This window comes from Streptomyces sp. NPDC054842, assembly GCF_053611025.1.
Map to the genome: position 1 here is coordinate 192,086 of NZ_JBSGZN010000003.1, position 22,931 is coordinate 215,016.

Annotated in this window: 29 protein-coding genes; all 29 read right to left on the reverse strand. The window is 67.4% G+C overall.

Annotated elements, in window-relative coordinates; all coding sequences use genetic code 11:
• Position 1: 1 nt before the first annotated feature.
• Positions 2–184: a 50S ribosomal protein L30 gene (rpmD, locus tag ACWGIS_RS03925; protein ID WP_033319647.1), complete on the reverse strand. Its 183-nt coding sequence runs from the start codon at positions 182–184 to the stop codon at positions 2–4.
• A gap of 2 nt (positions 185–186) precedes the next feature.
• Positions 187–792 carry a 30S ribosomal protein S5 gene (rpsE, locus tag ACWGIS_RS03930; protein WP_006376045.1) on the reverse strand — a complete coding sequence of 202 codons (606 nt, stop codon included), beginning with the start codon at positions 790–792 and terminating at the stop codon, positions 187–189.
• Between the two features lie 41 nt (positions 793–833).
• Complete coding sequence (rplR, locus tag ACWGIS_RS03935; protein WP_121405505.1) at positions 834–1,214, reverse strand: 50S ribosomal protein L18; 381 nt, start codon at positions 1,212–1,214, stop codon at positions 834–836.
• 3 nt (positions 1,215–1,217) lie between these two features.
• Positions 1,218–1,757, reverse strand: coding sequence for a 50S ribosomal protein L6 (gene rplF / locus ACWGIS_RS03940; RefSeq protein ID WP_121405504.1), 540 nt, complete (start codon positions 1,755–1,757; stop codon positions 1,218–1,220).
• Positions 1,758–1,781: 24 nt separating this feature from the next.
• Positions 1,782–2,180: a 30S ribosomal protein S8 gene (rpsH, locus tag ACWGIS_RS03945; RefSeq protein ID WP_010986352.1), complete on the reverse strand. Its 399-nt coding sequence runs from the start codon at positions 2,178–2,180 to the stop codon at positions 1,782–1,784.
• A 209-nt stretch (positions 2,181–2,389) separates the two neighbouring features.
• The gene (locus ACWGIS_RS03950; protein WP_003948630.1) at positions 2,390–2,575 is read right to left on the reverse strand and encodes a type Z 30S ribosomal protein S14; all 186 of its coding nucleotides are present in this window, start codon (positions 2,573–2,575) and stop codon (positions 2,390–2,392) included.
• Between the two features lie 5 nt (positions 2,576–2,580).
• Positions 2,581–3,138 carry a 50S ribosomal protein L5 gene (gene rplE / locus ACWGIS_RS03955; RefSeq protein ID WP_121405503.1) on the reverse strand — a complete coding sequence of 186 codons (558 nt, stop codon included), beginning with the start codon at positions 3,136–3,138 and terminating at the stop codon, positions 2,581–2,583.
• Positions 3,138–3,461 (reverse strand): 50S ribosomal protein L24, encoded by a 324-nt coding sequence (gene rplX / locus ACWGIS_RS03960; protein WP_052839850.1) that lies wholly within the window; start codon positions 3,459–3,461, stop codon positions 3,138–3,140. The genes rplE and rplX overlap by 1 nt, the downstream gene beginning before the upstream one ends.
• Before the next feature lie 2 nt (positions 3,462–3,463).
• Positions 3,464–3,832, reverse strand: coding sequence for a 50S ribosomal protein L14 (rplN, locus tag ACWGIS_RS03965; RefSeq protein WP_003998823.1), 369 nt, complete (start codon positions 3,830–3,832; stop codon positions 3,464–3,466).
• Positions 3,833–3,967: 135 nt separating this feature from the next.
• Positions 3,968–4,255, reverse strand: a complete 288-nt coding sequence (rpsQ, locus tag ACWGIS_RS03970; protein WP_095748091.1) for a 30S ribosomal protein S17 — start codon at positions 4,253–4,255, stop codon at positions 3,968–3,970.
• Positions 4,252–4,476, reverse strand: a complete 225-nt coding sequence (gene rpmC / locus ACWGIS_RS03975; protein WP_003998824.1) for a 50S ribosomal protein L29 — start codon at positions 4,474–4,476, stop codon at positions 4,252–4,254. The genes rpsQ and rpmC overlap by 4 nt, the downstream gene beginning before the upstream one ends.
• Positions 4,476–4,895 (reverse strand): 50S ribosomal protein L16, encoded by a 420-nt coding sequence (gene rplP, locus ACWGIS_RS03980; RefSeq protein WP_099500627.1) that lies wholly within the window; start codon positions 4,893–4,895, stop codon positions 4,476–4,478. The genes rpmC and rplP overlap by 1 nt, the downstream gene beginning before the upstream one ends.
• Positions 4,896–4,900: 5 nt before the next feature.
• Complete coding sequence (gene rpsC, locus ACWGIS_RS03985) at positions 4,901–5,743, reverse strand: 30S ribosomal protein S3 (protein ID WP_356167229.1); 843 nt, start codon at positions 5,741–5,743, stop codon at positions 4,901–4,903.
• Positions 5,743–6,090 (reverse strand): 50S ribosomal protein L22, encoded by a 348-nt coding sequence (gene rplV / locus ACWGIS_RS03990; protein ID WP_003974262.1) that lies wholly within the window; start codon positions 6,088–6,090, stop codon positions 5,743–5,745. Before rplV ends, rpsC begins: the two co-directional genes overlap by 1 nt.
• A 41-nt stretch (positions 6,091–6,131) precedes the next feature.
• A complete protein-coding gene (gene rpsS / locus ACWGIS_RS03995) occupies positions 6,132–6,413 on the reverse strand; it encodes a 30S ribosomal protein S19 (protein WP_015035577.1) in 282 nt (93 codons plus the stop codon).
• A gap of 12 nt (positions 6,414–6,425) precedes the next feature.
• Positions 6,426–7,262: a 50S ribosomal protein L2 gene (gene rplB, locus ACWGIS_RS04000; RefSeq protein ID WP_307027061.1), complete on the reverse strand. Its 837-nt coding sequence runs from the start codon at positions 7,260–7,262 to the stop codon at positions 6,426–6,428.
• 39 nt (positions 7,263–7,301) lie between these two features.
• Entirely contained in the window at positions 7,302–7,718 is a 417-nt protein-coding gene (gene rplW / locus ACWGIS_RS04005; RefSeq protein WP_453360823.1) for a 50S ribosomal protein L23, read from the reverse strand.
• Positions 7,718–8,374, reverse strand: a complete 657-nt coding sequence (gene rplD, locus ACWGIS_RS04010) for a 50S ribosomal protein L4 (protein ID WP_033280017.1) — start codon at positions 8,372–8,374, stop codon at positions 7,718–7,720. Before rplD ends, rplW begins: the two co-directional genes overlap by 1 nt.
• Before the next feature lie 5 nt (positions 8,375–8,379).
• Positions 8,380–9,024, reverse strand: coding sequence for a 50S ribosomal protein L3 (gene rplC / locus ACWGIS_RS04015; protein ID WP_010986342.1), 645 nt, complete (start codon positions 9,022–9,024; stop codon positions 8,380–8,382).
• Positions 9,025–9,041: 17 nt separating this feature from the next.
• Positions 9,042–9,350, reverse strand: coding sequence for a 30S ribosomal protein S10 (rpsJ, locus tag ACWGIS_RS04020; protein ID WP_003948644.1), 309 nt, complete (start codon positions 9,348–9,350; stop codon positions 9,042–9,044).
• Positions 9,351–9,960: 610 nt separating this feature from the next.
• Positions 9,961–10,314, reverse strand: coding sequence for a DUF4333 domain-containing protein (locus ACWGIS_RS04025; protein ID WP_453360824.1), 354 nt, complete (start codon positions 10,312–10,314; stop codon positions 9,961–9,963).
• Positions 10,315–10,385: 71 nt separating this feature from the next.
• Complete coding sequence (gene mycP, locus ACWGIS_RS04030) at positions 10,386–11,570, reverse strand: type VII secretion-associated serine protease mycosin (RefSeq protein ID WP_453360825.1); 1,185 nt, start codon at positions 11,568–11,570, stop codon at positions 10,386–10,388.
• A gap of 70 nt (positions 11,571–11,640) precedes the next feature.
• Positions 11,641–13,179 carry a translation initiation factor IF-2 gene (locus tag ACWGIS_RS04035; RefSeq protein ID WP_453360826.1) on the reverse strand — a complete coding sequence of 513 codons (1,539 nt, stop codon included), beginning with the start codon at positions 13,177–13,179 and terminating at the stop codon, positions 11,641–11,643.
• 47 nt (positions 13,180–13,226) lie between these two features.
• Positions 13,227–13,757 carry a hypothetical protein gene (locus ACWGIS_RS04040; protein ID WP_453360827.1) on the reverse strand — a complete coding sequence of 177 codons (531 nt, stop codon included), beginning with the start codon at positions 13,755–13,757 and terminating at the stop codon, positions 13,227–13,229.
• Between the two features lie 335 nt (positions 13,758–14,092).
• Entirely contained in the window at positions 14,093–15,286 is a 1,194-nt protein-coding gene (tuf, locus tag ACWGIS_RS04045; protein ID WP_093905285.1) for an elongation factor Tu, read from the reverse strand.
• 144 nt (positions 15,287–15,430) lie between these two features.
• Entirely contained in the window at positions 15,431–17,557 is a 2,127-nt protein-coding gene (gene fusA / locus ACWGIS_RS04050; RefSeq protein ID WP_453360828.1) for an elongation factor G, read from the reverse strand.
• 39 nt (positions 17,558–17,596) lie between these two features.
• A complete protein-coding gene (gene rpsG / locus ACWGIS_RS04055; RefSeq protein ID WP_003974303.1) occupies positions 17,597–18,067 on the reverse strand; it encodes a 30S ribosomal protein S7 in 471 nt (156 codons plus the stop codon).
• 2 nt (positions 18,068–18,069) lie between these two features.
• A complete protein-coding gene (gene rpsL / locus ACWGIS_RS04060) occupies positions 18,070–18,441 on the reverse strand; it encodes a 30S ribosomal protein S12 (protein WP_003948652.1) in 372 nt (123 codons plus the stop codon).
• 510 nt (positions 18,442–18,951) lie between these two features.
• Positions 18,952–22,851, reverse strand: a complete 3,900-nt coding sequence (locus ACWGIS_RS04065) for a DNA-directed RNA polymerase subunit beta' (protein ID WP_453360829.1) — start codon at positions 22,849–22,851, stop codon at positions 18,952–18,954.
• Positions 22,852–22,931 lie beyond the last annotated feature (80 nt).

Consider the following 22,931-nt stretch of genomic DNA (forward strand, 5'->3'; position numbering starts at 1 on the left):
ATCAGTCGACCTCCTCAACCGTCACGAGGTGGCGGACGGTGTGCACCATTCCGCGGAACTCGGGGCGGTCCTCCTTGACGACCACATCGTTGATCCGCTTGAGGCCAAGCGAACGAAGGGTGTCACGGTGGTTCTGCTTGCTGCCGATGTACGACTTCGTCTGCGTGATCTTGAGCTGAGCCATGATTACGCACCCGCTCCCGCACGCGCACGCAGCAGAGCCGCGGGGGCGACGTCCTCGAGGGGCAGACCGCGGCGGGCCGCGATCTCCTCGGGACGCTGCAGGCCCTTGAGGGCCGCCACGGTCGCGTGCACGATGTTGATCGCGTTGGACGAGCCGAGCGACTTCGACAGGATGTCGTGAACGCCGGCGCACTCGAGCACCGCACGCACCGGGCCACCGGCGATGACGCCGGTACCGGGGGAAGCAGGCTTGAGCAGGACGACGCCCGCGGCCTTCTCGCCCGTGATCGGGTGCGGGATGGTGCCCTGGATGCGGGGGACCTTGAAGAAGTGCTTCTTGGCCTCCTCAACACCCTTGGCGATGGCGGCCGGCACCTCCTTGGCCTTGCCGTAACCGACACCGACGGTGCCGTCACCATCGCCCACCACGACCAGCGCGGTGAAGCTGAAGCGACGACCACCCTTCACAACCTTGGCGACGCGGTTGATCGCGACGACGCGCTCAACGTACGCGGTCTTCTCGGCGGCAGCAGCGCCGCCGTCACGGCCCTTCCGGTCCCGCCGCTCGCCGCCACCGGCACCGCTTCCGCGGCGCTGGGGTCCAGCCATTGGAATTACCTCTCTCTGTTTCCGCTAGCTACGGAACCGACTCAGAACTTGAGTCCGGCTTCGCGGGCGGCGTCCGCCAGAGCGGCAATGCGCCCGGCGTACTGGTTACCACCACGGTCGAATACGACAGCCTCGACGCCCGCGGCCTTGGCGCGCTCGGCGACCAGGGCGCCGACCTTGCCGGCCTGCGCGGACTTCTCGCCCTCGCCGCGGATCGACGCGTCCAGGGTCGACGCCGACGCCAGGGTGTGACCCTTGATGTCGTCGATGACCTGGGCCACGATGTGGCGGTTGGAGCGCGTCACGACCAGGCGCGGACGCTCAGCCGTACCCGAGATGTGCTTACGGATCCGGATGTGACGACGCTTGATGGCAGCACGCTTGTAAGCGTCGCCCTTAGCAATCTTGACACCGTATGCCATGGCTTACTTACCCGCCTTTCCGACCTTGCGGCGGATGACTTCGCCTTCGTACTTGACGCCCTTGGCCTTGTACGGGTCGGGCTTGCGCAGCTTGCGGATGTTGGCCGCAACCTCGCCGACCTTCTGCTTGTCGATGCCCTCGACCGAGAAACGGGTCGGAGCCTCCACCTTGAAGGTGATGCCCTCGGGCGCCTCGACAGTGATCGAGTGGCTGTAGCCGAGCGAGAACTCCAGGTTGGAGCCCTTCGCCAGGACGCGGTAACCGACACCGCTGATTTCGAGCTTCTTCACGTAACCCTGGGTCACGCCGGTGATCATGTTCGCCACCAGCGTGCGGGACAGGCCGTGGAGGGCCTTGTTCTGACGCTCGTCGTTCGGGCGGGTGACGTTCAGAACGCCGTCCTCACCCTTAGCGATCTCGATCGGCGCCGCGATGGTGTGGGAGAGGGTCCCCTTCGGGCCCTTCACCTGCACCGTACGGCCGTCGATGGTGACGTCCACGCCGGCGGGAACCGTGATGGGGAGCTTGCCAATACGCGACATAGCTGTTTCCTCCGTTCCCTTCCGCTACCAGACGTAGGCGAGAACTTCTCCGCCTACGCCCTTCTTGCCGGCCTGCTTGTCGGTGAGGAGCCCGTGAGACGTGGAGATGATCGCCACGCCGAGGCCGCCCAGCACCTTGGGCAGGTTGGTGGACTTCGCGTACACCCGGAGACCGGGCTTGGAGATCCGCTTGATGCCCGCGATGGAGCGCTCACGGTTCGGGCCGAACTTCAGCTCGAGGACGAGGTTCTTGCCGACCTCGGCGTCCTCGACCTTCCAGCCCGTGATGAAGCCCTCCTGCTGGAGGATCTCCGCGATGTGCGACTTGATCTTGCTGTGCGGCATACCCACGGTGTCGTGGTACGCCGAGTTCGCGTTACGCAGACGCGTAAGCATGTCTGCGATCGGATCAGTCATGGTCATGAATTGGCCTTCGGCCTCTCTCGCCGGGGTTTCCTGTATGCGCCATCCCTCTCCCCACTCAGTGGCGGGACGGGTGCGGTGCGGGGACCTACGGCGTAGTAAGTCGTACGGGCGGTCAGACGCCCAACCCTCCTAGCCTAAGCCATGGAGGGCCGGGCCCTGACCGAACCTCTACTTACCGAGAGCTTCCGGAATCCCGAAGTACGGGATTACCAGGAGCTCTTGGTCACGCCCGGGAGCTCGCCACGGTGAGCCATCTCACGAAGGCACACGCGGCAGAGGCCGAACTTGCGGTACACGGAGTGCGGACGGCCGCAGCGCTGGCAGCGCGTGTAGCCACGGACGCCGAACTTGGGCTTACGAGCAGCCTTGGCAATCAGAGCCTTCTTCGCCATCTCGCTTACGCCTCCTTGAAGGGGAAGCCGAGGTGACGGAGAAGGGCACGGCCTTCGGCGTCGTTGGTCGCCGTGGTGACCACGGTGATGTCCATACCCCGGACGCGGTCGATCTTGTCCTGGTCGATCTCGTGGAACATGACCTGCTCCGTGAGACCGAAGGTGTAGTTGCCACGGCCGTCGAACTGCTTGGGGGACAGGCCGCGGAAGTCGCGGATGCGCGGCAGCGCGAGCGACAGGGTGCGGTCCAGGAACTCCCACATGCGGTCGCCACGGAGCGTGACGTGGGCACCGATCGGCTGACCCTCACGCAGCTTGAACTGCGCGATGGACTTCCGGGCCTTGGTGACGGCCGGCTTCTGACCGGTGATCGTGGTCAGGTCACGGACGGCACCGTCCATGAGCTTCGAGTCACGGGCGGCGTCGCCGACACCCATGTTGACCACGATCTTGACCAGGCCGGGGATCTGCATGACGTTCTCGTACGAGAACTCTTCCTGCAGCTTGGCCTGGATCTCCTCGCGGTACTTCGTCTTGAGACGCGGAGTGGTGGTGGTAGCCATCAGATGTCCTCACCCGTCCGCTTGGCAACGCGGATCTTGTTGCCCTCGTCGTCGAAGCGGTAACCGACGCGCGTGACGACCTTGTTGCCGTCCTTCTCCACGACGAGCTGAACGTTGCTCACGTGGACAGGGGCTTCGGTGGTCACGATGCCGCCGGCCTGCGAACCGCGAGCGGTGGGGCCGGCCTTCGTGTGCTTCTTGACCCGGTTGACACCCTCGACCAGGACGCGGTCCTCGCGGGGGAAGGCCGCGATGACCTTGCCCTGCTTGCCCTTGTCCTTACCGGTGATGACCTGGACCAGGTCGCCCTTCTTGATCTTCATGCTTACAGCACCTCCGGCGCGAGCGAGATGATCTTCATGAACTTCTTCTCGCGCAGCTCACGGCCGACCGGGCCGAAGATACGGGTGCCGCGAGGGTCGCCGTCGTTCTTCAGAATGACGGCGGCGTTCTCGTCGAAGCGGATGTACGAGCCGTCCGGACGGCGGCGCTCCTTGACGGTGCGAACGATGACCGCCTTGACGACGTCACCCTTCTTCACGTTGCCACCGGGGATCGCGTCCTTGACGGTGGCGACGATGACGTCACCGATGCCCGCGTAGCGGCGACCGGAGCCACCGAGCACACGGATGCAAAGGATTTCCTTCGCACCAGTGTTGTCGGCGACACGCAGTCGCGACTCCTGCTGGATCACGTCTATCTCCTGATTGTCTGCCGGTTCCCGGCAGGGGCTGCCTCTTTACGAGGCGGCCCCTGCCGAGCCTGGCGGAACGAACCCGAGAGGGAAACCTCTCAGGTGTGTCGTTGGAATCCCCTCGCGGGGATTTCCTTACTTGGCCTTCTCGAGGATCTCGACGACGCGCCAGCGCTTCGTCGCGGACAGCGGCCGGGTCTCCATGAGGAGGACACGGTCGCCGACACCCGCGGCGTTCTGCTCGTCGTGGGCCTTGAGCTTGTTCGTACGGCGGATGACCTTGCCGTACAGAGCGTGCTTGACGCGGTCCTCGACGGCGACGACGACGGTCTTGTCCATCTTGTCGCTGACGACCAGGCCCTCACGGGTCTTGCGGAAACCGCGGTCCGTCTTGGTCTCTTCAGTCACGTTGTTCTCGCTCATGCGCTCTCCACCGTCTCGATGCCCAGCTCGCGCTCACGCATCAGGGTGTAGATCCGCGCGATGTCCTTGCGGACGGCCTTGAGCCGCCCGTGGTTCTCGAGCTGACCGGTCGCCGCCTGGAAGCGGAGGTTGAACAGCTCTTCCTTGGCTTCGCGAAGCTTCGCAAGAAGCTCCTCGTCACCCAGTTCGCGCAGCTCGGACGCCTTGGTACCGGCCGACATCACGCTTCACCTGCCTCGCGCTTGACGATCCGGCACTTCATCGGCAGCTTGTGGGCTGCGCGAGTGAGCGCCTCACGCGCAATCTTCTCGTTGGGGTAGGACAGCTCGAACATGACCCGGCCCGGGTGCACGTTCGCGACCCACCACTCGGGAGAACCCTTACCGGAACCCATGCGGGTCTCGGCGGGCTTCTTCGTCAGCGGGCGGTCCGGGTAGATGTTGATCCAGACCTTGCCGCCACGCTTGATGTGGCGGGTCATCGCGATACGCGCCGCCTCGATCTGGCGGTTGGTGACGTACGCCGGCGTGAGGGCCTGAATGCCGTACTCGCCGAACGAAACCTGCGTACCGCCCTTGGCCTGACCACGGCGCTTCGGGTGGTGCTGCTTGCGGTGCTTGACCCTACGGGGGATCAGCATTTCGGTCAGGCCTCCGTTCCGGTGCTCTCAGCCGGAGCGGCAGCGGCGGCGGGAGCGTCGGCCTTGGGGGCCTCGGCAGCCGGCGCGGACTGCTGCTGCGGCTTGCGGCCGCGACCGCCACGCTCGCCACCACGGCCACCACGGGCCGGGCGGTCGTTGCCGCCGCCACGGGCCGGGCGGTTACCCGCACGGGCAGCGGCGTTCTCGGCGCGGACCTCGGCGATGTTCTTGACGTCGCCCTTGTAGATCCAGACCTTCACACCGATACGGCCGAAGGTCGTCTTGGCCTCGAAGAAGCCGTAGTCGACGTTCGCGCGGAGCGTGTGCAGGGGCACACGGCCCTCGCGGTAGAACTCCGAGCGGGACATCTCGGCGCCGCCGAGGCGGCCACCGCACTGGATCTTGATGCCCTTGGCGCCGGCCTTCATCGTGCCCTGCATGCTCTTACGCATGGCGCGACGGAAGGAGACGCGGGAGGACAGCTGCTCGGCGACGGCCTGGGCGACCAGCTGAGCGTCGGTCTCGGGGCTCTTGACCTCGAGGATGTTCAGCTGGACCTGCTTGCCCGTGAGCTTCTCGAGGTCGCCGCGGATGCGGTCGGCCTCGGCGCCACGGCGGCCGATGACGATGCCGGGACGCGCGGTGTGGATGTCCACCCGCACGCGGTCACGGGTGCGCTCGATCTCAACCTTCGAGATGCCGGCGCGCTCCATGCCGGACGTCATCATCCGACGGATGGCGACGTCTTCCTTGACGTAGTCCTTGTACAGCTTGTCGGCGTACCAACGGGACTTGAAGTCCGTGGTGATGCCGAGCCGGAACCCATGCGGGTTAACCTTCTGGCCCATTACCGGGTTCCTTCCTTGCTGCTGACGACCACGGTGATGTGGCTGGTCCGCTTGCGGATCCGGTAGGCGCGGCCCTGGGCGCGCGGCCGGAACCGCTTCAGGGTCGGGCCCTCGTCGACGTAGGCCTCGGAGATGAAGAGGCTGTCGGCGTCGGTGTGGTCGTAGTTGTGCGCGGCGTTGGCAATGGCGCTGTCGAGCACCTTGCCCACCGGCACGCTCGCGGCCTGCGGGGCGAAACGCAGGACCGCCTGAGCCTCCGTGGCATCCATGCCACGGATAAGGTCCACCACGCGGCGGGCCTTCATGGGCGTAACGCGGATGTACCGCGCCTGGGCCCTGGCTTCCATGGTTGTCCTTCCAGTGTCTGTCATGGTCATTCCACCCCGCGTTAGCGGCGCTTCGACTTCCGGTCGTCCTTCACGTGACCCCGGAAGGTGCGCGTCGGCGAGAACTCGCCGAGCTTGTGGCCGACCATCGACTCGGTGACAAACACCGGAATGTGGGTCTTGCCGTTGTGCACCGCGATCGTGTGGCCGAGCATGGCCGGGATGATCATCGAGCGACGGGACCAGGTCTTGATGACGTTCTTGGTACCGGCTTCGTTCTGAGCGTCCACCTTCTTTACAAGGTGTCCGTCGACGAAGGGTCCCTTCTTGAGACTGCGCGGCATCTAAACCCGCTCCTAGCGCTTCTTGTTCGTCTTGCGGCGGCGGACGATGTACTTGTTCGAAGCCTTCTTCGGCGAACGAGTACGACCCTCCTTCTGACCCCACGGCGAGACCGGGTGGCGACCACCGGAGGTCTTGCCCTCACCACCACCGTGCGGGTGGTCAACCGGGTTCATCGCCACACCGCGAACGGTCGGGCGGACGCCGAGCCAGCGCTTGCGGCCGGCCTTGCCCCAGTTGATGTTCGACTGCTCGGCGTTGCCGACCTCGCCGACGGTGGCGCGGCAGCGCACGTCGACCAGGCGGATCTCTCCGGACGGCATGCGCAGGTGGGCCATCTGGCCCTCCTTCGCGAGCAGCTGCACGGAGGCACCGGCGGAGCGGGCGAACTTGGCACCGCCACCGGGACGGAGCTCGATCGCGTGGATCGTGGTACCGACCGGGATGTTGCGGAGGGCCAGGTTGTTGCCCGGCTTGATGTCGGCCCCGGGACCGTTCTCGACGCGGTCACCCTGCTGCAGGTTGCGCGGGGCGAGGATGTAGCGCTTCTCGCCGTCCACGTAGTGCAGCAGCGCGATGCGCGCGGTGCGGTTGGGGTCGTACTCGATGTGCGCGACCTTCGCCGGCACGCCGTCCTTGTCGTGACGACGGAAGTCGATCACGCGGTAGGCGCGCTTGTGTCCGCCACCCTGGTGGCGAACGGTCACACGACCGGCGTTGTTACGGCCGCCCTTGCTGTGCAGCGGGCGGACCAGCGACTTCTCCGGCGTGGACCGCGTGACCTCGACGAAGTCGGCGACGGAGGAGCCACGGCGGCCCGGCGTCGTCGGCTTGTACTTGCGGATTCCCATTTCTCAGTCCTCGTCCGATATTCGGACCAGGGCGCTCCGTTAGGAGGCCTGGCCGAAGATGTCGATACGGTCGCCCTCAGCGAGGGTCACGATCGCGCGCTTGCTGTCGGCACGCTTGCCGAAGCCCGTCTTGGTGCGCTTGCGCTTGCCCTGACGGTTGATCGTGTTGACCCCGGTGACCTTGACCGAGAAGACCGCCTGGACGGCCTCCTTGATCTGCGTCTTGTTGGAGCCGGGCGCGACGATGAAGGTGTACTTGCCCTCGTCGAGAAGCGCGTAGCTCTTCTCCGAGACGACCGGCTTGAGCAGCACGTCACGGGGGTCCGTGAAGGACTTGCTCAGCGGGGTCTCGACGGTGTTCTTGCCCTCGGTGGCGTGGCGCTTCGCCTTGGCGACGCGCGCGGCCTTGGCCGCCTTGGCGGCCTTCGAGGCGATGCTCGGGTGACGCGTAGCCATCAGGCTTCGCTCCCTTCGGTGTCAGCGGCCTGGGGGCCAGACACGAAGGACTCGAAAGCGGCCTGGGTGAAGACCACGTCGTCCGAGACGAGAACGTCGTACGTGTTCAGCTGGCCCGGCTCCAGGATGTGGACCTGGGGCAGGTTGCGCGCGGAAAGCAGCGCGGCCTCGTCCGAGCGCTCGATGACCAGGAGCACGTTCTTGCGCTCGCTGACCTTGCCGAGGAAGCTCTTCGCGGCCTTGGTGGAGGGGGTCTCGCCCTCGATCACGCCGGTGATGACGTGGATGCGAGCGTTGCGGGCCCGGTCGGTGAGGGCGTGGCGCAGGGCCGCGGCCTTCATCTTCTTCGGGGTCCGCTGCGAGTAGTCACGCGGGGTGGGGCCGTGGACGACGCCACCGCCGGCGAACTGCGGCGCACGGGTCGAACCCTGACGGGCGCGGCCGGTGCCCTTCTGGCGGTAAGGCTTCTTGCCACCACCGCGGACCTCGCCACGACGCTTGACCTTGTGCGTGCCCTGACGGGCGGCGGCCAGCTGCGCGACGACGACCTGGTGAAGCAGCGGAATGCTGATCTTCTCTACGTCGAAGATCTCGGCCGGGAGCTCGACGGTCCCGGCGTTGTCGCCGGAGGGCGACAGAATGTCAATGGTGCTCATAGTCCTCAGGCCCCCTTGGCCGCGGTGCGGACCAGGACGAGGCCGCCGTTCGGACCAGGAACCGCGCCCTTGATAAGGAGCAGGCCCTTCTCCGCGTCAACGGCGTGAACGGTCAGGTTCTGGGTGGTGACCCGCTCGTTGCCCATGCGACCCGCCATGCGGAGGCCCTTGAACACACGGCCCGGGGTGGCACAGCCACCGATGGAGCCGGGAGAGCGGTGCTTGCGCTGGGTGCCGTGACCGGCGCCGAGGCCCTTGAAGTTGTGACGCTTCATGACACCGGCGAAGCCCTTGCCCTTGCTCTTGCCGGTCACGTCCACCTTGACGCCGGCCTCGAAGGTCTCGGCGGTGATCTCCTGGCCGAGGGTGTACTCGCTGGCGTCAGCGGTACGGATCTCGACGAGGTGGCGGCGGGGAGTGACGTCAGCCTTGGCGAAGTGACCCTTGAGGGGCTTGTTCACCTTGCGAGGGTCGATCTCGCCGAAGGCGATCTGGACCGACTCGTAGCCGTCGGAGTCATTGGTACGGACCTGGGTGACGACGTTGGGGCCGGCCTTGACGACGGTGACCGGAACAACACGGTTGTTCTCGTCCCACACCTGCGTCATGCCGAGCTTCTCGCCCAGGATGCCCTTGATCTGCTTAGCCATCTTCAGATCACCGGCCTTCAGAGCTTGATCTCGATGTCGACACCGGCCGGGAGGTCGAGTCGCATCAGAGAGTCAACGGTCTTGGGGGTCGGGTCGAGGATGTCGATCAGGCGCTTGTGCGTGCGCATCTCGAAGTGCTCGCGCGAGTCCTTGTACTTGTGCGGCGACTTGATGACGCAGTACACGTTCTTCTCAGTGGGCAGCGGCACCGGGCCCGCGACCGACGCACCAGTACGCGTCACCGTCTCGACGATCTTCTTCGCCGAGCTGTCGATGACCTCGTGGTCGTAGGCCTTGAGCCGGATGCGGATCTTCTGTCCCGCCATGGCTACTCAGTAGTCCTTTGTCTCGAATAAACGCTCTGGTACTCGGGGGGTTCGCGTCCCGCCTCCGACCCACGCGGTCGGGCGTGTCGCGTCCTCGCTGACAGAGATCTCCACGAATGGATTTCCCTACCGAGGGACGCGGCCCTGAGACCGCAGATCGGGGGCTGAACACCCACCGAGCGCCTGGTCGGCACCCCGCTGACACTTCCCGGAAGATTCCCGTACGTCCGCCCCAGCGCTGCCTCTCGGCAGTTGGAGCGACGAGTACTGTGGGACTCGCTTCCGGTCCTCCCGGCGGGAGGCGCGCAGCATCGGCACTCGACCGAGCAACCCCGCTAGTCTGCCATACGGGGCATGTCGCTGGCCAATCGGGCCGAGGACTTTACCCCGAAGGTGACGCAGGTCAAACCCTGACGGGGTTGCGGCGCCCTTCGCGCCCTCCAGGCCCCCTGTACATGTGAGGGGTTCCACACCCGCGTACGAGAACGCCCGCCCGATCACGGACGGCGCCACGCCGGGCAGGGCACGTATGCCGCCCAGAATTCACCCTCCCGAGTGACCACTTTCTCCCCGGCACGGTGGACGCCCCCCCTTGCCGGGGGTCGCGCCGTCAGCTGGGCGCCGGGGACGCGGTCTTGTCGGCCTCGATGTCGAACTTGATCCGCTCGTCCTCGACGGACGTGACCGTGACCGTGACACCCAGGGTGCTGCCGTCGCCCGCGGTGAGGGTGCACCGGGTCGTGGTACCGACCTCACCGGCCAGGTCCTCGGGACAGGAGACGTCCGGCTTCGGCTGCCCGGTCGCGGCGGCGAGTTTCCTGGCGACCTCGTCGGACAGCTTGCCGGCGGACAGCTCCGGCTCGGACGCCCCCACGTCGACCGAGGCGGAGCACCCGACGAGCAGCAGGCTCACGGCTACGGCGGAGAGGCCGAGGAACGCGAGCGGACGAACGAGGTGGGGCATGAGGGAATCCCTTCGGGAAGGTTGATCGGCTCCGGGGTACGGCCGCGCGCCGCTGGAGTGCCGTACGTCGGTCACCCGGCCGCCGGCCGTCGGCGCTTCCTTGCGGTGACCACCGCCGCGGTCACGGCGAGACCGACCCCGGCAACGATGCCCGCCGCGATCCAGAGGCCGCCGGCACCTCCGTCGTCCCGGGCGGCGGCCTCGCCCTTCTCGGGAGCGTTCGCGCCGACGCCCTTGGACGCGTGCGCACTCGGGGACGCCGAAGCCGCGGTCAGGTCCGGGAGCGGATAGACGTCCGGCGGGCCCGGGTCGCCCGGGTTCTGCAGGGCCACCCGGGGACGCACGATCCCGTACCCGATGGAGTCGTTCCGCTCGGCACCGTCCGTCGGCCCCCCGAGGGTGTTCAGCAGGACGCGCAGCACCTGGTTGTTGGTCCAGGAGGGATGCGCGGCCCAGACGAGAGCGGCGCTGGCGGAGGCGAGGGCGGTGGCGTCGCTGGTGCCGTTCGTCTTGCACAGGCCGGTCTTGTCGCCGCAGGCGTGGACCATGCCCTCACCTGGAGCGGCGAGGTCCACCTGGGGGCCGTACTGGGACCAGGCGGCGCGCCGGAGGTTCTTGCCGACGGCGGCCACGCCGACGACACCGGGCGTGGCGGCCGGATAGTCGACGTGCCGCGCCTTGTCGGCGTCGTTGCCGACCGCGGCGAAGACCAACGCACCCTTGCCGAGGGCGTATTCGACCGCGTCCGACAACTCGGGACTGCTGACGCCGCCGCTCATGGACACGTTGATGACCTTGGCTCCCGCGTCAGCCGCGTAGCGGATGCCCTTGCCGAAGTACGTGGACACGGCGAAAGGGCTCACGTCATCGGCGTCTGGCATCCGCACGGGCAGGATGTCCGCCCCGGGGGCCAGTCCGAACGCGCCCTCGCCACCTCCGTAGGCGCCCGTGCCGGCGATCAGGCCGGCCATGCCCGTGCCGTGGCCGTCGTAGTCCGTGTGCTCGTCGCCCGCCCGGCTCGACGGGGCGAAGTCCTTGCCGTCCAGGACTCGCCCCTTCAGGTCCGGGTTGCCGGGATCCACTCCGGTGTCGATGACGGCGACCGTGACGCCCTTGCCTGTACTCGTCCGCCACATCCGTTCGGCTCGCATGGCGTCCAGATGCCATTGCTGCGCGCGGGTGGAGTCCGTCGAGTCGGCGTGGGCCTGAGCGGGTGCGCTCACGGCCAGCATCACGGCGATGGTGGTCGAGGCCACGGCTGCCCGAAGGCCCCCGTGCCCCCTGGTGCCGGCGAGCATGTACATCCCTCTCGTCTCTGTCTGCGGCTCAGTCGGCGTTCGGGTGTTCGCGTCGGGACGCGGACTGCCGTTCTCGCTGTAGCGACGGTCCCGGACCCGGGGAGCCGGCAGGACGCGCCCGGGAGACGTCCCTCGCTCCGGCACGACCGGGGGTGCCTCCCGAGATGCCGCCTCGCGTCGGCGTGGACGGCACCGGCGTGCCGGGCGGAGTCGGCGGACGGCCGTTCCGCTGGGCCGTACCGCCCACGATGCCGTCGCGTGGTGCGGGTCCGGTGCCTCTGGCGGGCACGGCAGCACGGGCACCCGGGTGACTCGCTCCCGTGGCCGCCGCACGTGCGGCGGAACCACGGCCGTCGCCGGTGCCCGTCCCGCCGCCGACGGTCGTCCCTGCCGGCATCCGGCCCACCGGGCTGCCGGCACCGGGGCTCGCGGTCGGGCGGCCACCGGTGATCGCCGGTGCCGACGGGACCGTACGGCCCACCGCCGGCCCTCGTCCGGAGACGGGACCGGTCCGGCCGGTGGACGCAGCGGAGCCCGGGACACCCCGGCCGACGACCTGCCCGGGGCCCGCGGCTCCGCGACCGGATGCGGACGGGGCGCCCACGCCCTGCCCGGGCGGGGAGGAAACTCGACCGGCGACCGTCGCCCGGCCCGGGACACGGGAGGCGATGGGCGTGACGGCCGTACCTCCGGCCGGCGGGGTGACGCCGATCGCAGGGACAGACACCGCGGCATCCGCACGGCCGGACGAAGGCGCCGGGCCCGCGGCGGCCGCCGACGGTTCACGCAGGTCCGGAAGCGCAGCCACCGAGTCGATACCGACCCGCGTGCCGGCTTCGGTGCCGGAGGCGCGCGGAGCGTGCAAAGCCCCGTCGTAAGAGGCCGATCCGGTGGACGCGCGCATCGAGGCCGTGTCGCGTCCGTGCTGTCCGCTCGCGCCACCGGCTCCGCCCAGCCCCGGGCCACTGTCGTCCACGGCACCGGCGGGCGGGTCCCCCGGACGTGCGAGGTCGGTGCCCTGGTCCGTCCCCCGCGGCACGATGGCCGCGGGCGGCGGAGGAAACCGCGGCCTCTCCAACCCCTCCATCTGCGAAGCCGACAGCCGGTACGCCTGCCCCAGCTTCCTCATCTCCGCGGCGGCCTCCTGGCGGACCTTCTCCTCGGCCGCGTCGAGCGCCGCCAGCTCCCGGAGGGACTTGGCGCCGATCGACGCCGCGTCCGGATCGTTCGGCGCCGACGTCGCCGCGTCCAGGTTGGCCCGCGCACCCGCCCGGTCCCGGGGGATCGACGCCTGGGCCCTGGCGATCGCGCCGGACGCCTCCCCCAGCCACTCCGCCGCCCCGTCGCCGAAGTCACCGAGCCGCAGGGTGGCGTTCGCGAGGTCGCCGCTCCAGGTGCGGAAGGCGTCCGCGCCCTCGCCCTTCCACTCCACCCACTGGGGGCGGATCTTGAGCTCCTCCCCGATGGAGCGGATCTCCCGCGCGGCCGCGGCGAGGCGGTCCGCGGCGGCCTGCACCGTGCCGGCGTTCGCCTGGTCGAGCCACTGGAGCATCTGCTCATGGCTCATACCGTCGAACGACGTGCTCGCGCCTGTCCCCTTGCCGTCGCCGCCCATCAGATCGTGCCTCCCGCGTCGCCCTCGGCGGGCGTCGGCTGCGCCTTCGGCGGGGGACCGGAGTGTCCCTGCCCCTTCGCGGCCTCGGGGTCGTGGCCGCCGCCGTAGTGCTGGGTGGTCTCGGCGCTGATCTGCCGCATCCGGTCCCGGACGTCCAGGTCGATGTTCCGGTAGCCCCTGTGCGAGGCGAGGACCGCGATGTTCATGCCCTCCATGGAGTCGGACAGCAGCCCGGACAGCTTCTCCAGCTCGTCGATCACCGTCTCGTACGAGGTGAACAGCCCGGACGCCTCGGTCCAGGCACCGTCCCCGCCGCCCAACTGACAACGCACGAGCCGCTGTTGGCCCACCTCGCCGGGGCCGGCCGGGGAGCCCTTGAGGTCGTGGATGAGAGCGTCGACGCGCTTCTGGAACGCGGTGAACGAGGACAGCTCGGTGGCGACGTCGGCGACGGCGTCCCGCGCCGCGTCGAACACGTCGGCGTACCACGGCGAAGCCGCGGCCCCCGTTCCGCCCTCACTCGCCAACACGCCGTACCTCTCCCCCGTACCGCCCACACGCCCGACCCACACTCACCGGCAACCCTAGCCACGGTCAGTGACACTCCCCGCGCGCCCAGTCACAGATGGCACCCGAACCCGGCCACTCCCCACCCAACACCCCAGCCACAGACAGCACATGAGTGCCGGTACTCAGATACGGCACTCGGGATGAGCCCCCGCCGCCCGCCGTAGCGAACCAGCCCCCTCCCCCGCCGAGCCCGCCCCCCAACGCAAAGAGGCCCGCCCGACCGAAGTCGTGCGGGCCCCTTCAAGGAGCTCAGGGAAGAGCTACCAGGCGTTCAAGCCCAACAGGCAAGCGTTGCTTACTTGTTGATCTTGGTGACCTGGCCGGCGCCGACGGTCCGGCCACCCTCACGGATGGCGAACTTGAGGCCCTCCTCCATGGCGACGGGCTGGATGAGCTCGACCTTCATCTCAGTGTTGTCGCCCGGCATGACCATCTCCGTGCCCTCGGGGAGGGTCACAACACCGGTCACGTCAGTCGTACGGAAGTAGAACTGCGGACGGTAGTTGTTGAAGAACGGCGTGTGGCGGCCACCCTCGTCCTTGGACAGGATGTAGGCCTGGGCCTCGAACTCGGTGTGCGGCGTGACCGAACCGGGCTTGATGATGACCTGGCCGCGCTCGACGTCCTCGCGCTTGATGCCACGGAGGAGCAGACCGACGTTCTCACCGGCCTGGCCCTCGTCGAGCAGCTTGCGGAACATCTCGATGCCGGTGACCGTGGTGGTGGTCTTCTCCTGCTTGATGCCCACGATGTCAACGGTCTCGTTGACCTTCAGGACACCACGCTCGATACGGCCGGTGACGACCGTACCGCGACCGGTGATCGTGAAGACGTCCTCGATCGGCATGAGGAACGGCTTGTCGACGTCACGCTCGGGCTGCGGGATGTTCTCGTCGACGGCCTTCATCAGGTCGAGGACGGACTGGCCCCACTCCTTGTCGCCCTCGAGGGCCTTGAGCGCCGAGACCTTGACGACCGGCAGGTCGTCGCCCGGGAACTCGTACTCGGAGAGGAGCTCACGAACCTCGAGCTCGACGAGCTCCAGGATCTCCTCGTCGTCCACCATGTCGGCCTTGTTCAGGGCGACGACGATGTAGGGAACACCGACCTGGCGGGCCAGGAGCACGTGCTCCTTGGTCTGCGGCATCGGGCCGTCGGTGGCGGCGACCACGAGGATGGCGCCGTCCATCTGCGCCGCACCCGTGATCATGTTCTTGATGTAGTCCGCGTGACCGGGGCAGTCGACGTGGGCGTAGTGACGCGTCTCGGTCTGGTACTCGACGTGCGCGATCGAGATGGTGATACCGCGCTGGCGCTCCTCAGGAGCCTTGTCGATCTGGTCGAAGGCCGAGGCCTCGTTCAGGTCCGGGTACGCGTCGTGCAGCACCTTGGTAATGGCGGCCGTGAGGGTCGTCTTACCGTGGTCAATGTGACCGATGGTGCCGATGTTGACGTGCGGCTTAGTCCGCTCGAACTTCGCCTTCGCCACTGGGTCCTCCTGTGGAGTGGTTCTGGTACGCCTTACTCATCGGCGCCAGGTGATCTTTGCTGGGATGCCGCCCGCCGGGGTTCTCCCTTACCGGGGTGATCCCCGGCGGTCGGTGTCAAGCCTAAAGCGTGTAAACGGGGTGTGTTACTCGCCCTTGGCCTTCGCGATGATCTCCTCGGCGACGTTCCGGGGAACCTCGGCGTAGGAGTCGAACTGCATCGAGTAGCTTGCGCGACCCGAGGTCTTGCTGCGGAGGTCGCCGACGTAGCCGAACATCTCCGAGAGGGGCACGAGGCCCTTCACGATCCGAGCGCCCATCCGCTCCTCCATGGCCTGAATCTGACCACGGCGGGAGTTGATGTCGCCGATGACCTCGCCCATGTAGTCCTCGGGCGTGGTGACCTCGACGGCCATCATCGGCTCGAGCAGCACGGGGCTGGCCTTGCGCGCGGCCTCCTTGAACGCCTGCGAACCGGCGATCTTGAAGGCGAGCTCGGAGGAGTCGACCTCGTGGTAGGCACCGTCGAGAAGCGTGACGCGGACGCCCGTCATCTCGTACCCGGCGAGGATGCCGAACTGCATGGCCTCCTGCGCACCGGCGTCGACCGAAGGGATGTACTCCTTCGGGATACGGCCACCGGTCACCTTGTTCACGAACTCGTACGAGGCGTCGCCGCCCTCGATGGGCTCGATCGCGATCTGCACCTTGGCGAACTGACCGGTACCACCGGTCTGCTTCTTGTGGGTGTAGTCCACGCGCTCGACGGCCTTGCGGATCGTCTCACGGTACGCGACCTGCGGCTTACCGACGTTGGCCTCGACCTTGAACTCACGGCGCATACGGTCGACCAGCACCTCGAGGTGCAGCTCGCCCATACCACCGATGATGGTCTGGCCGGTCTCCTCGTCCGAGTGGACCTGGAAGGAGGGGTCCTCCTCCGCGAGACGCTGGATGGCGACACCCAGCTTCTCCTGGTCACCCTTGGACTTGGGCTCGATGGCGACCTGGATGACCGGCGCCGGGAAGTCCATGGACTCCAGGATGACCGGGTTCTTGTCGTCGCTCAGCGTCTCACCGGTGGTGGTCTGCTTGAGGCCCATCACGGCGACGATGTCGCCGGCGCCCACCGACTCGATCTCCTCACGCTTGTTCGCGTGCATACGGTAGATCTTGCCGATGCGCTCCTTCTTGCCCTTGACGGAGTTCAGCACCGCGGTGCCGGACTCCAGGCGGCCCGAGTACACCCGGACGAAGGTGAGCTTGCCCAGGTGCGGGTCGCTCATGATCTTGAACGCGAGCGCGGAGAGGGGCTCCTCGTCCGACGGCTTGCGCTTGACGACGAGCTCCGGGTCCTTCACGTCGTGGCCCTCGATGGCCTCGACGTCGATCGGAGTCGGCAGGTAGCGCACGACCGCGTCGAGCAGGGGCTGGACGCCCTTGTTCTTGAACGCGGTACCGCAGAACACCGGGGTGACCGTGACGTCGCTGGACTTGCCGGACGCGATGGTGACCCGACGAATCGCGGCGTACAGCTGCTCCTCGGTGGGCTCCTGGCCCTCCAGGAACAGCTCCATGATCTCGTCGTCGTGCTCCGCGACGGTCTCGACCAGCTTGCCGCGGTACTCCTCGGCAGCCTCGGTGTGCGTGGCCGGGATGTCGACGACGTCGTACATCTCGCCCTTCGCCGCCTCGGCGGACCACACGAGCGCCTTCATGCGGACCAGGTCCACAACGCCCTTGAAGTCCATCTCGGCACCGATCGGCAGCTGCATGATGATCGGAACGGCACCGAGCCGGTCCTTGATCATGTCGACGCAGCGGTGGAACTCCGCGCCGGTCCGGTCGAGCTTGTTGACGAAGCAGATGCGCGGCACGCCGTAACGGTCGGCCTGACGCCACACCGTCTCGGACTGCGGCTCGACACCGGCGACACCGTCGAACACCGTGACGGCACCGTCGAGGACGCGGAGCGAACGCTCCACCTCGACCGTGAAGTCGACGTGCCCCGGGGTGTCGATGATGTTGATCGTGTAGTCGTTGTCCTCGAGCGGCCAGTGACAGGTGGTGGCAGCAGAGGTGATCGTGATGCCACGCTCCTGCTCCTGCTCCATCCAGTCCATCGTGGCGGCGCCGTCGTGGACCTCACCGATCTTGTAGCTGACGCCGGTGTAGAAGAGGATCCGCTCGGTGGTGGTCGTCTTGCCCGCGTCGATGTGGGCCATGATCCCGATGTTGCGGACCCTGGCCAGGTCAAGTGAAGTGGTAGCCATAAGGCTTCAGTCTTCTCTCGGTCTCGATGTGGGTAGCGACTACCAGCGGTAGTGCGCGAAGGCCTTGTTGGACTCGGCCATCTTGTGGGTGTCCTCACGCTTCTTCACAGCGGCACCAAGGCCGTTGGAGGCGTCGAGAAGCTCGTTGAGCAGACGCTCGGTCATGGTCTTCTCGCGACGGGCGCGGGAGTAACCGACCAGCCAGCGCAGCGCGAGCGTGTTGGCACGACCGGGCTTGACCTCGATCGGGACCTGGTACGTCGCACCACCGACACGGCGGGACTTGACCTCGAGGGTCGGCTTGATGTTCTCAAGCGCGCGCTTCAGCGTGATGACCGGGTCGTTGCCGGTCTTCTCGCGCAAGCCCTCCATGGCGCCGTACACGATGCGCTCGGCGGTGGAGCGCTTGCCGTTCAGCAGCACCTTGTTGATCAGGGAGGTGACAAGAGGAGAACCGTAGACCGGGTCGATGATGACCGGGCGCTTCGGGGCGGGGCCCTTACGAGGCATTCTTACTTCTCCTTCTTGGCGCCGTAGCGGCTGCGGGCCTGCTTGCGGTTCTTGACACCCTGGGTGTCGAGCGAGCCGCGGATGATCTTGTAGCGAACACCCGGCAGGTCCTTCACACGGCCGCCGCGCACGAGCACGATGGAGTGCTCCTGCAGGTTGTGTCCCTCACCCGGAATGTAAGCGGTGACCTCGATCCCGCTGGTCAGACGCACACGCGCGACCTTACGCAGGGCCGAGTTCGGCTTCTTCGGGGTGGTCGTGAACACACGCGTGCAGACGCCGCGACGCTGGGGCGAACCCTCGAGTGCGGGCGTCTTGTTCTTCTCGACCTTGTCCTGCCGGCCCTTCCGGACCAGCTGCTGGATCGTAGGCACTACTTCTCCGGTTTCTGTGTGCCGAATGGTGAAGCTAACCTGGAACGCCACCGACCCACGCGGTCGGGTGTGTCGAATACTGCAGATTCCCGCCGCGAGGCGAAAAGGGCGCAGATTACGGTGGCCGCTGACGGCTTCCCCTGCGGTTCGAAGGCACGCACGGGAGCCAGGGCACACCCCAGGCACAAGGTCTGAGCGTACCTATCGCATCCACTCCGGTCAAAACAAATGCTCTCGCGCAGGACACGCCGGGTCCGCCACACGATCGCCACACCGCCGCAACACCCCGGCCGGCGGCTCCCGGCAGGGCCCTGAGCGGCCCCAGCGGCCCTCCAGACGCCCCCGCGCCCCCATGCGGAGCCGGGGTGCCCCGAGCCCTCGCGCCGCCCTGAGAGGCCACCACGCGGGCGCCGGAGAACGGTGGGTCCCGCGCCGGCGCCGCGGCACTCCCCCGTACACGCCGACGGGCGGCCACCCCCGAAGGGATGGCCGCCCGCCGTGACCCGCGCCTTACTGGTTGTACGGACCGTAGTCGTAGTCCTCCAGCGGAACGGCCTGGCCGGAGCCCGTGCCGAACGGCGAGTAGTCGATGTCGTCGTAGCCGACGGCCGAGTACATCGCGGCCTTGGCCTCCTCGGTCGGCTCGACCCGGATGTTGCGGTAGCGGGACAGACCCGTACCGGCCGGGATGAGCTTACCGATGATGACGTTCTCCTTGAGGCCGATCAGGGAGTCGGACTTGGCGTTGATCGCCGCGTCCGTCAGAACCCTGGTCGTCTCCTGGAAGGACGCCGCCGACAGCCACGACTCGGTGGCGAGCGAGGCCTTGGTGATACCCATCAGCTGCGGACGGCCGGAGGCCGGGTGGCCGCCTTCCTGCACCACACGACGGTTCTCGGTCTCGAACTTGCCGCGCTCGACCAGCTCGCCCGGCAGCAGCTCCGCGTCGCCGGACTCGATGATCGTCACCCGGCGGAGCATCTGCCGGATGATGATCTCGATGTGCTTGTCGTGGATCGACACACCCTGCGAGTTGTAGACCTTCTGGACCTCGCCGACCAGGTGGACCTGGACCGCGCGCTGACCGAGGATCCGCAGCACGTCGTGCGGGTTGGTGGCACCCACGGTGAGCTTCTGGCCCACCCCGACGTGGTCGCCCTCGCTCACCAGCAGACGGGCACGCTTGGAGATCGGGAACGCCGTCTCGTCGCTGCCGTCGTCGGGAGTGATGACGATCTTCTTGGTCTTCTCCGTCTCCTCGATGCGGACACGGCCGTCCGCCTCGGAGATCGGGGCGACACCCTTCGGCGTACGAGCCTCGAAGAGCTCGACGACACGGGGCAGACCCTGGGTGATGTCGTCACCGGCCACACCACCGGTGTGGAAGGTACGCATCGTCAGCTGGGTACCGGGCTCACCGATGGACTGGGCGGCGATGATGCCGACCGCCTCACCGATGTCGACCAGCTTGCCGGTGGCCAGCGAGCGGCCGTAGCACATGGCGCAGGTACCGACGGCGGACTCGCAGGTCAGGACCGAACGGGTCTTGACCTCCTCGATGCCGTGCCTGACCAGCTCGTCGATGAGGACGTCGCCCAGGTCGGTGTTGGCCGGGGCCAGCACCACACCGTCGACGACGATGTCCTCGGCCAGCGCACGTGCGTACACGCTGGTCTCGACGTTGTCCGCCTTGCGCAGGACGCCGTCGGCGCCGCGCTCGGCGATCGCCAGGCGCAGACCGCGGTCGGTGCCGCAGTCCTCCTCGCGGATGATGACGTCCTGGGAGACGTCGACCAGACGACGGGTGAGGTAACCCGAGTCGGCGGTACGCAGAGCCGTGTCGGCCAGACCCTTACGGGCACCGTGCGTGGAGATGAAGTACTCCAGCACGGACAGGCCCTCACGGAACGACGCCTTGATGGGACGCGGGATCGTCTCGTTCTTGGCGTTCGACACCAGACCACGCATACCGGCGATCTGACGCATCTGCATCATGTTTCCGCGGGCACCCGAGTCGACCATCATGAAGATGGGGTTCGTCTTCGGGAAGTTCGCGTTCATCGCCTCGGCGACCTCGTTGGTCGCCTTGGTCCAGATCGCGATGAGCTCCTGCGTGCGCTCGTCCTTGGTGATCAGACCGCGCTCGTACTGCTTCTGGACCTTCTCGTCCTGCGCCTCGTAGCCCTTGACGATCTCCTTCTTCGCCTCGGGAACGACGATGTCGGAGATGGCCACGGTCACGCCGGAGCGGGTCGCCCAGAAGAAGCCGGCCGCCTTCAGGTTGTCGAGCGTCGCCGCCACGATGACCTTGGGGTAGCGCTCGGCGAGGTCGTTGACGATCTCGGAGAGCTGCTTCTTGCCGACCTCGTAGTCGACGAACGGGTAGTCCTCGGGCAGCAGCTCGTTGAAGAGCGCACGGCCCAGCGTCGTACGGAGGCGGAAGGTGTCACCCTGCTGCCACTCCGGCTCGCCCTCCTCGCGCTCCGGCGGGGTCCAGCCGCGCGGCGGGATGGTGCCCACCGGGAAGCGGATGTCCACGCGGGACTGCAGCGAGAGCTCGCCGGCGTCGAACGCCATGATCGCCTCGGCGACGGACGCGAAGGAGCGCTCCTCGCCCTTGACGTCGCGCAGGGCGCCGTCGGTGGTCAGGAAGAACAGACCGAGGACCATGTCCTGGGTCGGCATCGTGACCGGGCGGCCGTCGGCCGGCTTGAGGATGTTGTTCGAGGACAGCATCAGGATGCGGGCCTCGGCCTGCGCCTCCGCGGAGAGCGGCAGGTGCACGGCCATCTGGTCACCGTCGAAGTCCGCGTTGAACGCGGTGCAGACGAGCGGGTGGATCTGGATGGCCTTGCCCTCGACCAGCTGCGGCTCGAAGGCCTGGATGCCGAGGCGGTGCAGCGTCGGCGCACGGTTCAGCAGAACCGGGTGCTCGGCGATGACCTCTTCCAGGACGTCGTACACGACCGTGCGGCCGCGCTCGACCATCCGCTTGGCGCTCTTGATGTTCTGCGCGTGGTTCAGGTCCACCAGGCGCTTCATCACGAACGGCTTGAAGAGCTCCAGCGCCATGGCCTTGGGCAGACCGCACTGGTGCAGCTTCAGCTGCGGACCGACGACGATGACGGAACGCGCGGAGTAGTCCACACGCTTGCCGAGCAGGTTCTGACGGAAACGACCCTGCTTGCCCTTCAGCATGTCGCTGAGGGACTTCAGCGGGCGGTTGCCCGGACCGGTGACCGGACGGCCACGACGGCCGTTGTCGAACAGCGCGTCCACGGCCTCCTGGAGCATGCGCTTCTCGTTGTTCACGATGATCTCGGGCGCGCCGAGGTCGAGAAGCCGCTTCAGGCGGTTGTTGCGGTTGATCACACGGCGGTACAGGTCGTTCAGGTCGGAGGTCGCGAAGCGGCCACCGTCCAGCTGCACCATCGGACGCAGGTCCGGCGGGATGACCGGCACGCAGTCGAGCACCATGCCCTTGGGGCTGTTGCTGGTCTGCAGGAACGCGGAGACGACCTTGAGGCGCTTGAGCGCGCGGGTCTTCTTCTGGCCCTTGCCGGTGCGGATGATCTCGCGGAGGCGCTCGGCCTCCTCGTCCAGGTCGAAGGACTCCAGGCGCTTCTGCAGCGCCGCGGCACCCATCGAACCGTCGAAGTACGTGCCGAAGCGGTCACGCAGCTCGCGGTAGAGGAGCTCGTCGCCCTCCAGGTCCTGGACCTTGAGGTTCTTGAACCGGGTCCAGACCTCGTCGAGGCGGTCGATCTCGCGCTGCGCACGGTCGCGCAGCTGCTTCATCTCGCGCTCGGCACCCTCGCGCACCTTGCGGCGCACGTCGGCCTTCGCACCCTCGGCCTCCAGCTCGGCCAGGTCGGTCTCGAGCTTCTTGGCGCGGGCCTCGAGGTCGGCGTCGCGACGGTTCTCGACCTGCTGACGCTCGACGGAGACGTGCGCCTCCAGCGAGGGCAGGTCACGCGTGCGGCGCTCCTCGTCCACGTACGTGATCATGTACGCGGCGAAGTAGATGACCTTCTCGAGGTCCTTCGGGGCCAGGTCGAGCAGGTAGCCCAGGCGCGACGGGACGCCCTTGAAGTACCAGATGTGGGTGACGGGAGCGGCCAGTTCGATGTGGCCCATCCGCTCACGACGCACCTTGGCGCGAGTGACCTCGACGCCGCAGCGCTCGCAGATGATGCCCTTGAAGCGGACACGCTTGTACTTGCCGCAGTAGCACTCCCAGTCCCGGGTCGGACCGAAGATCTTCTCGCAGAAGAGTCCGTCCTTCTCGGGCTTGAGGGTGCGGTAGTTGATGGTCTCGGGCTTCTTGACCTCGCCGTGGCTCCACTGACGGATGTCGTCAGCGGTTGCCAGACCGATCCGGAGCTCATCGAAGAAGTTGACGTCGAGCACTATGCGTCAATCCCTCTCAGGGTTGTAAGTCTTAGGGGTCTGAAACGGGGGTCCTGGGGCCGGCCGGGGCTCATCGCTGA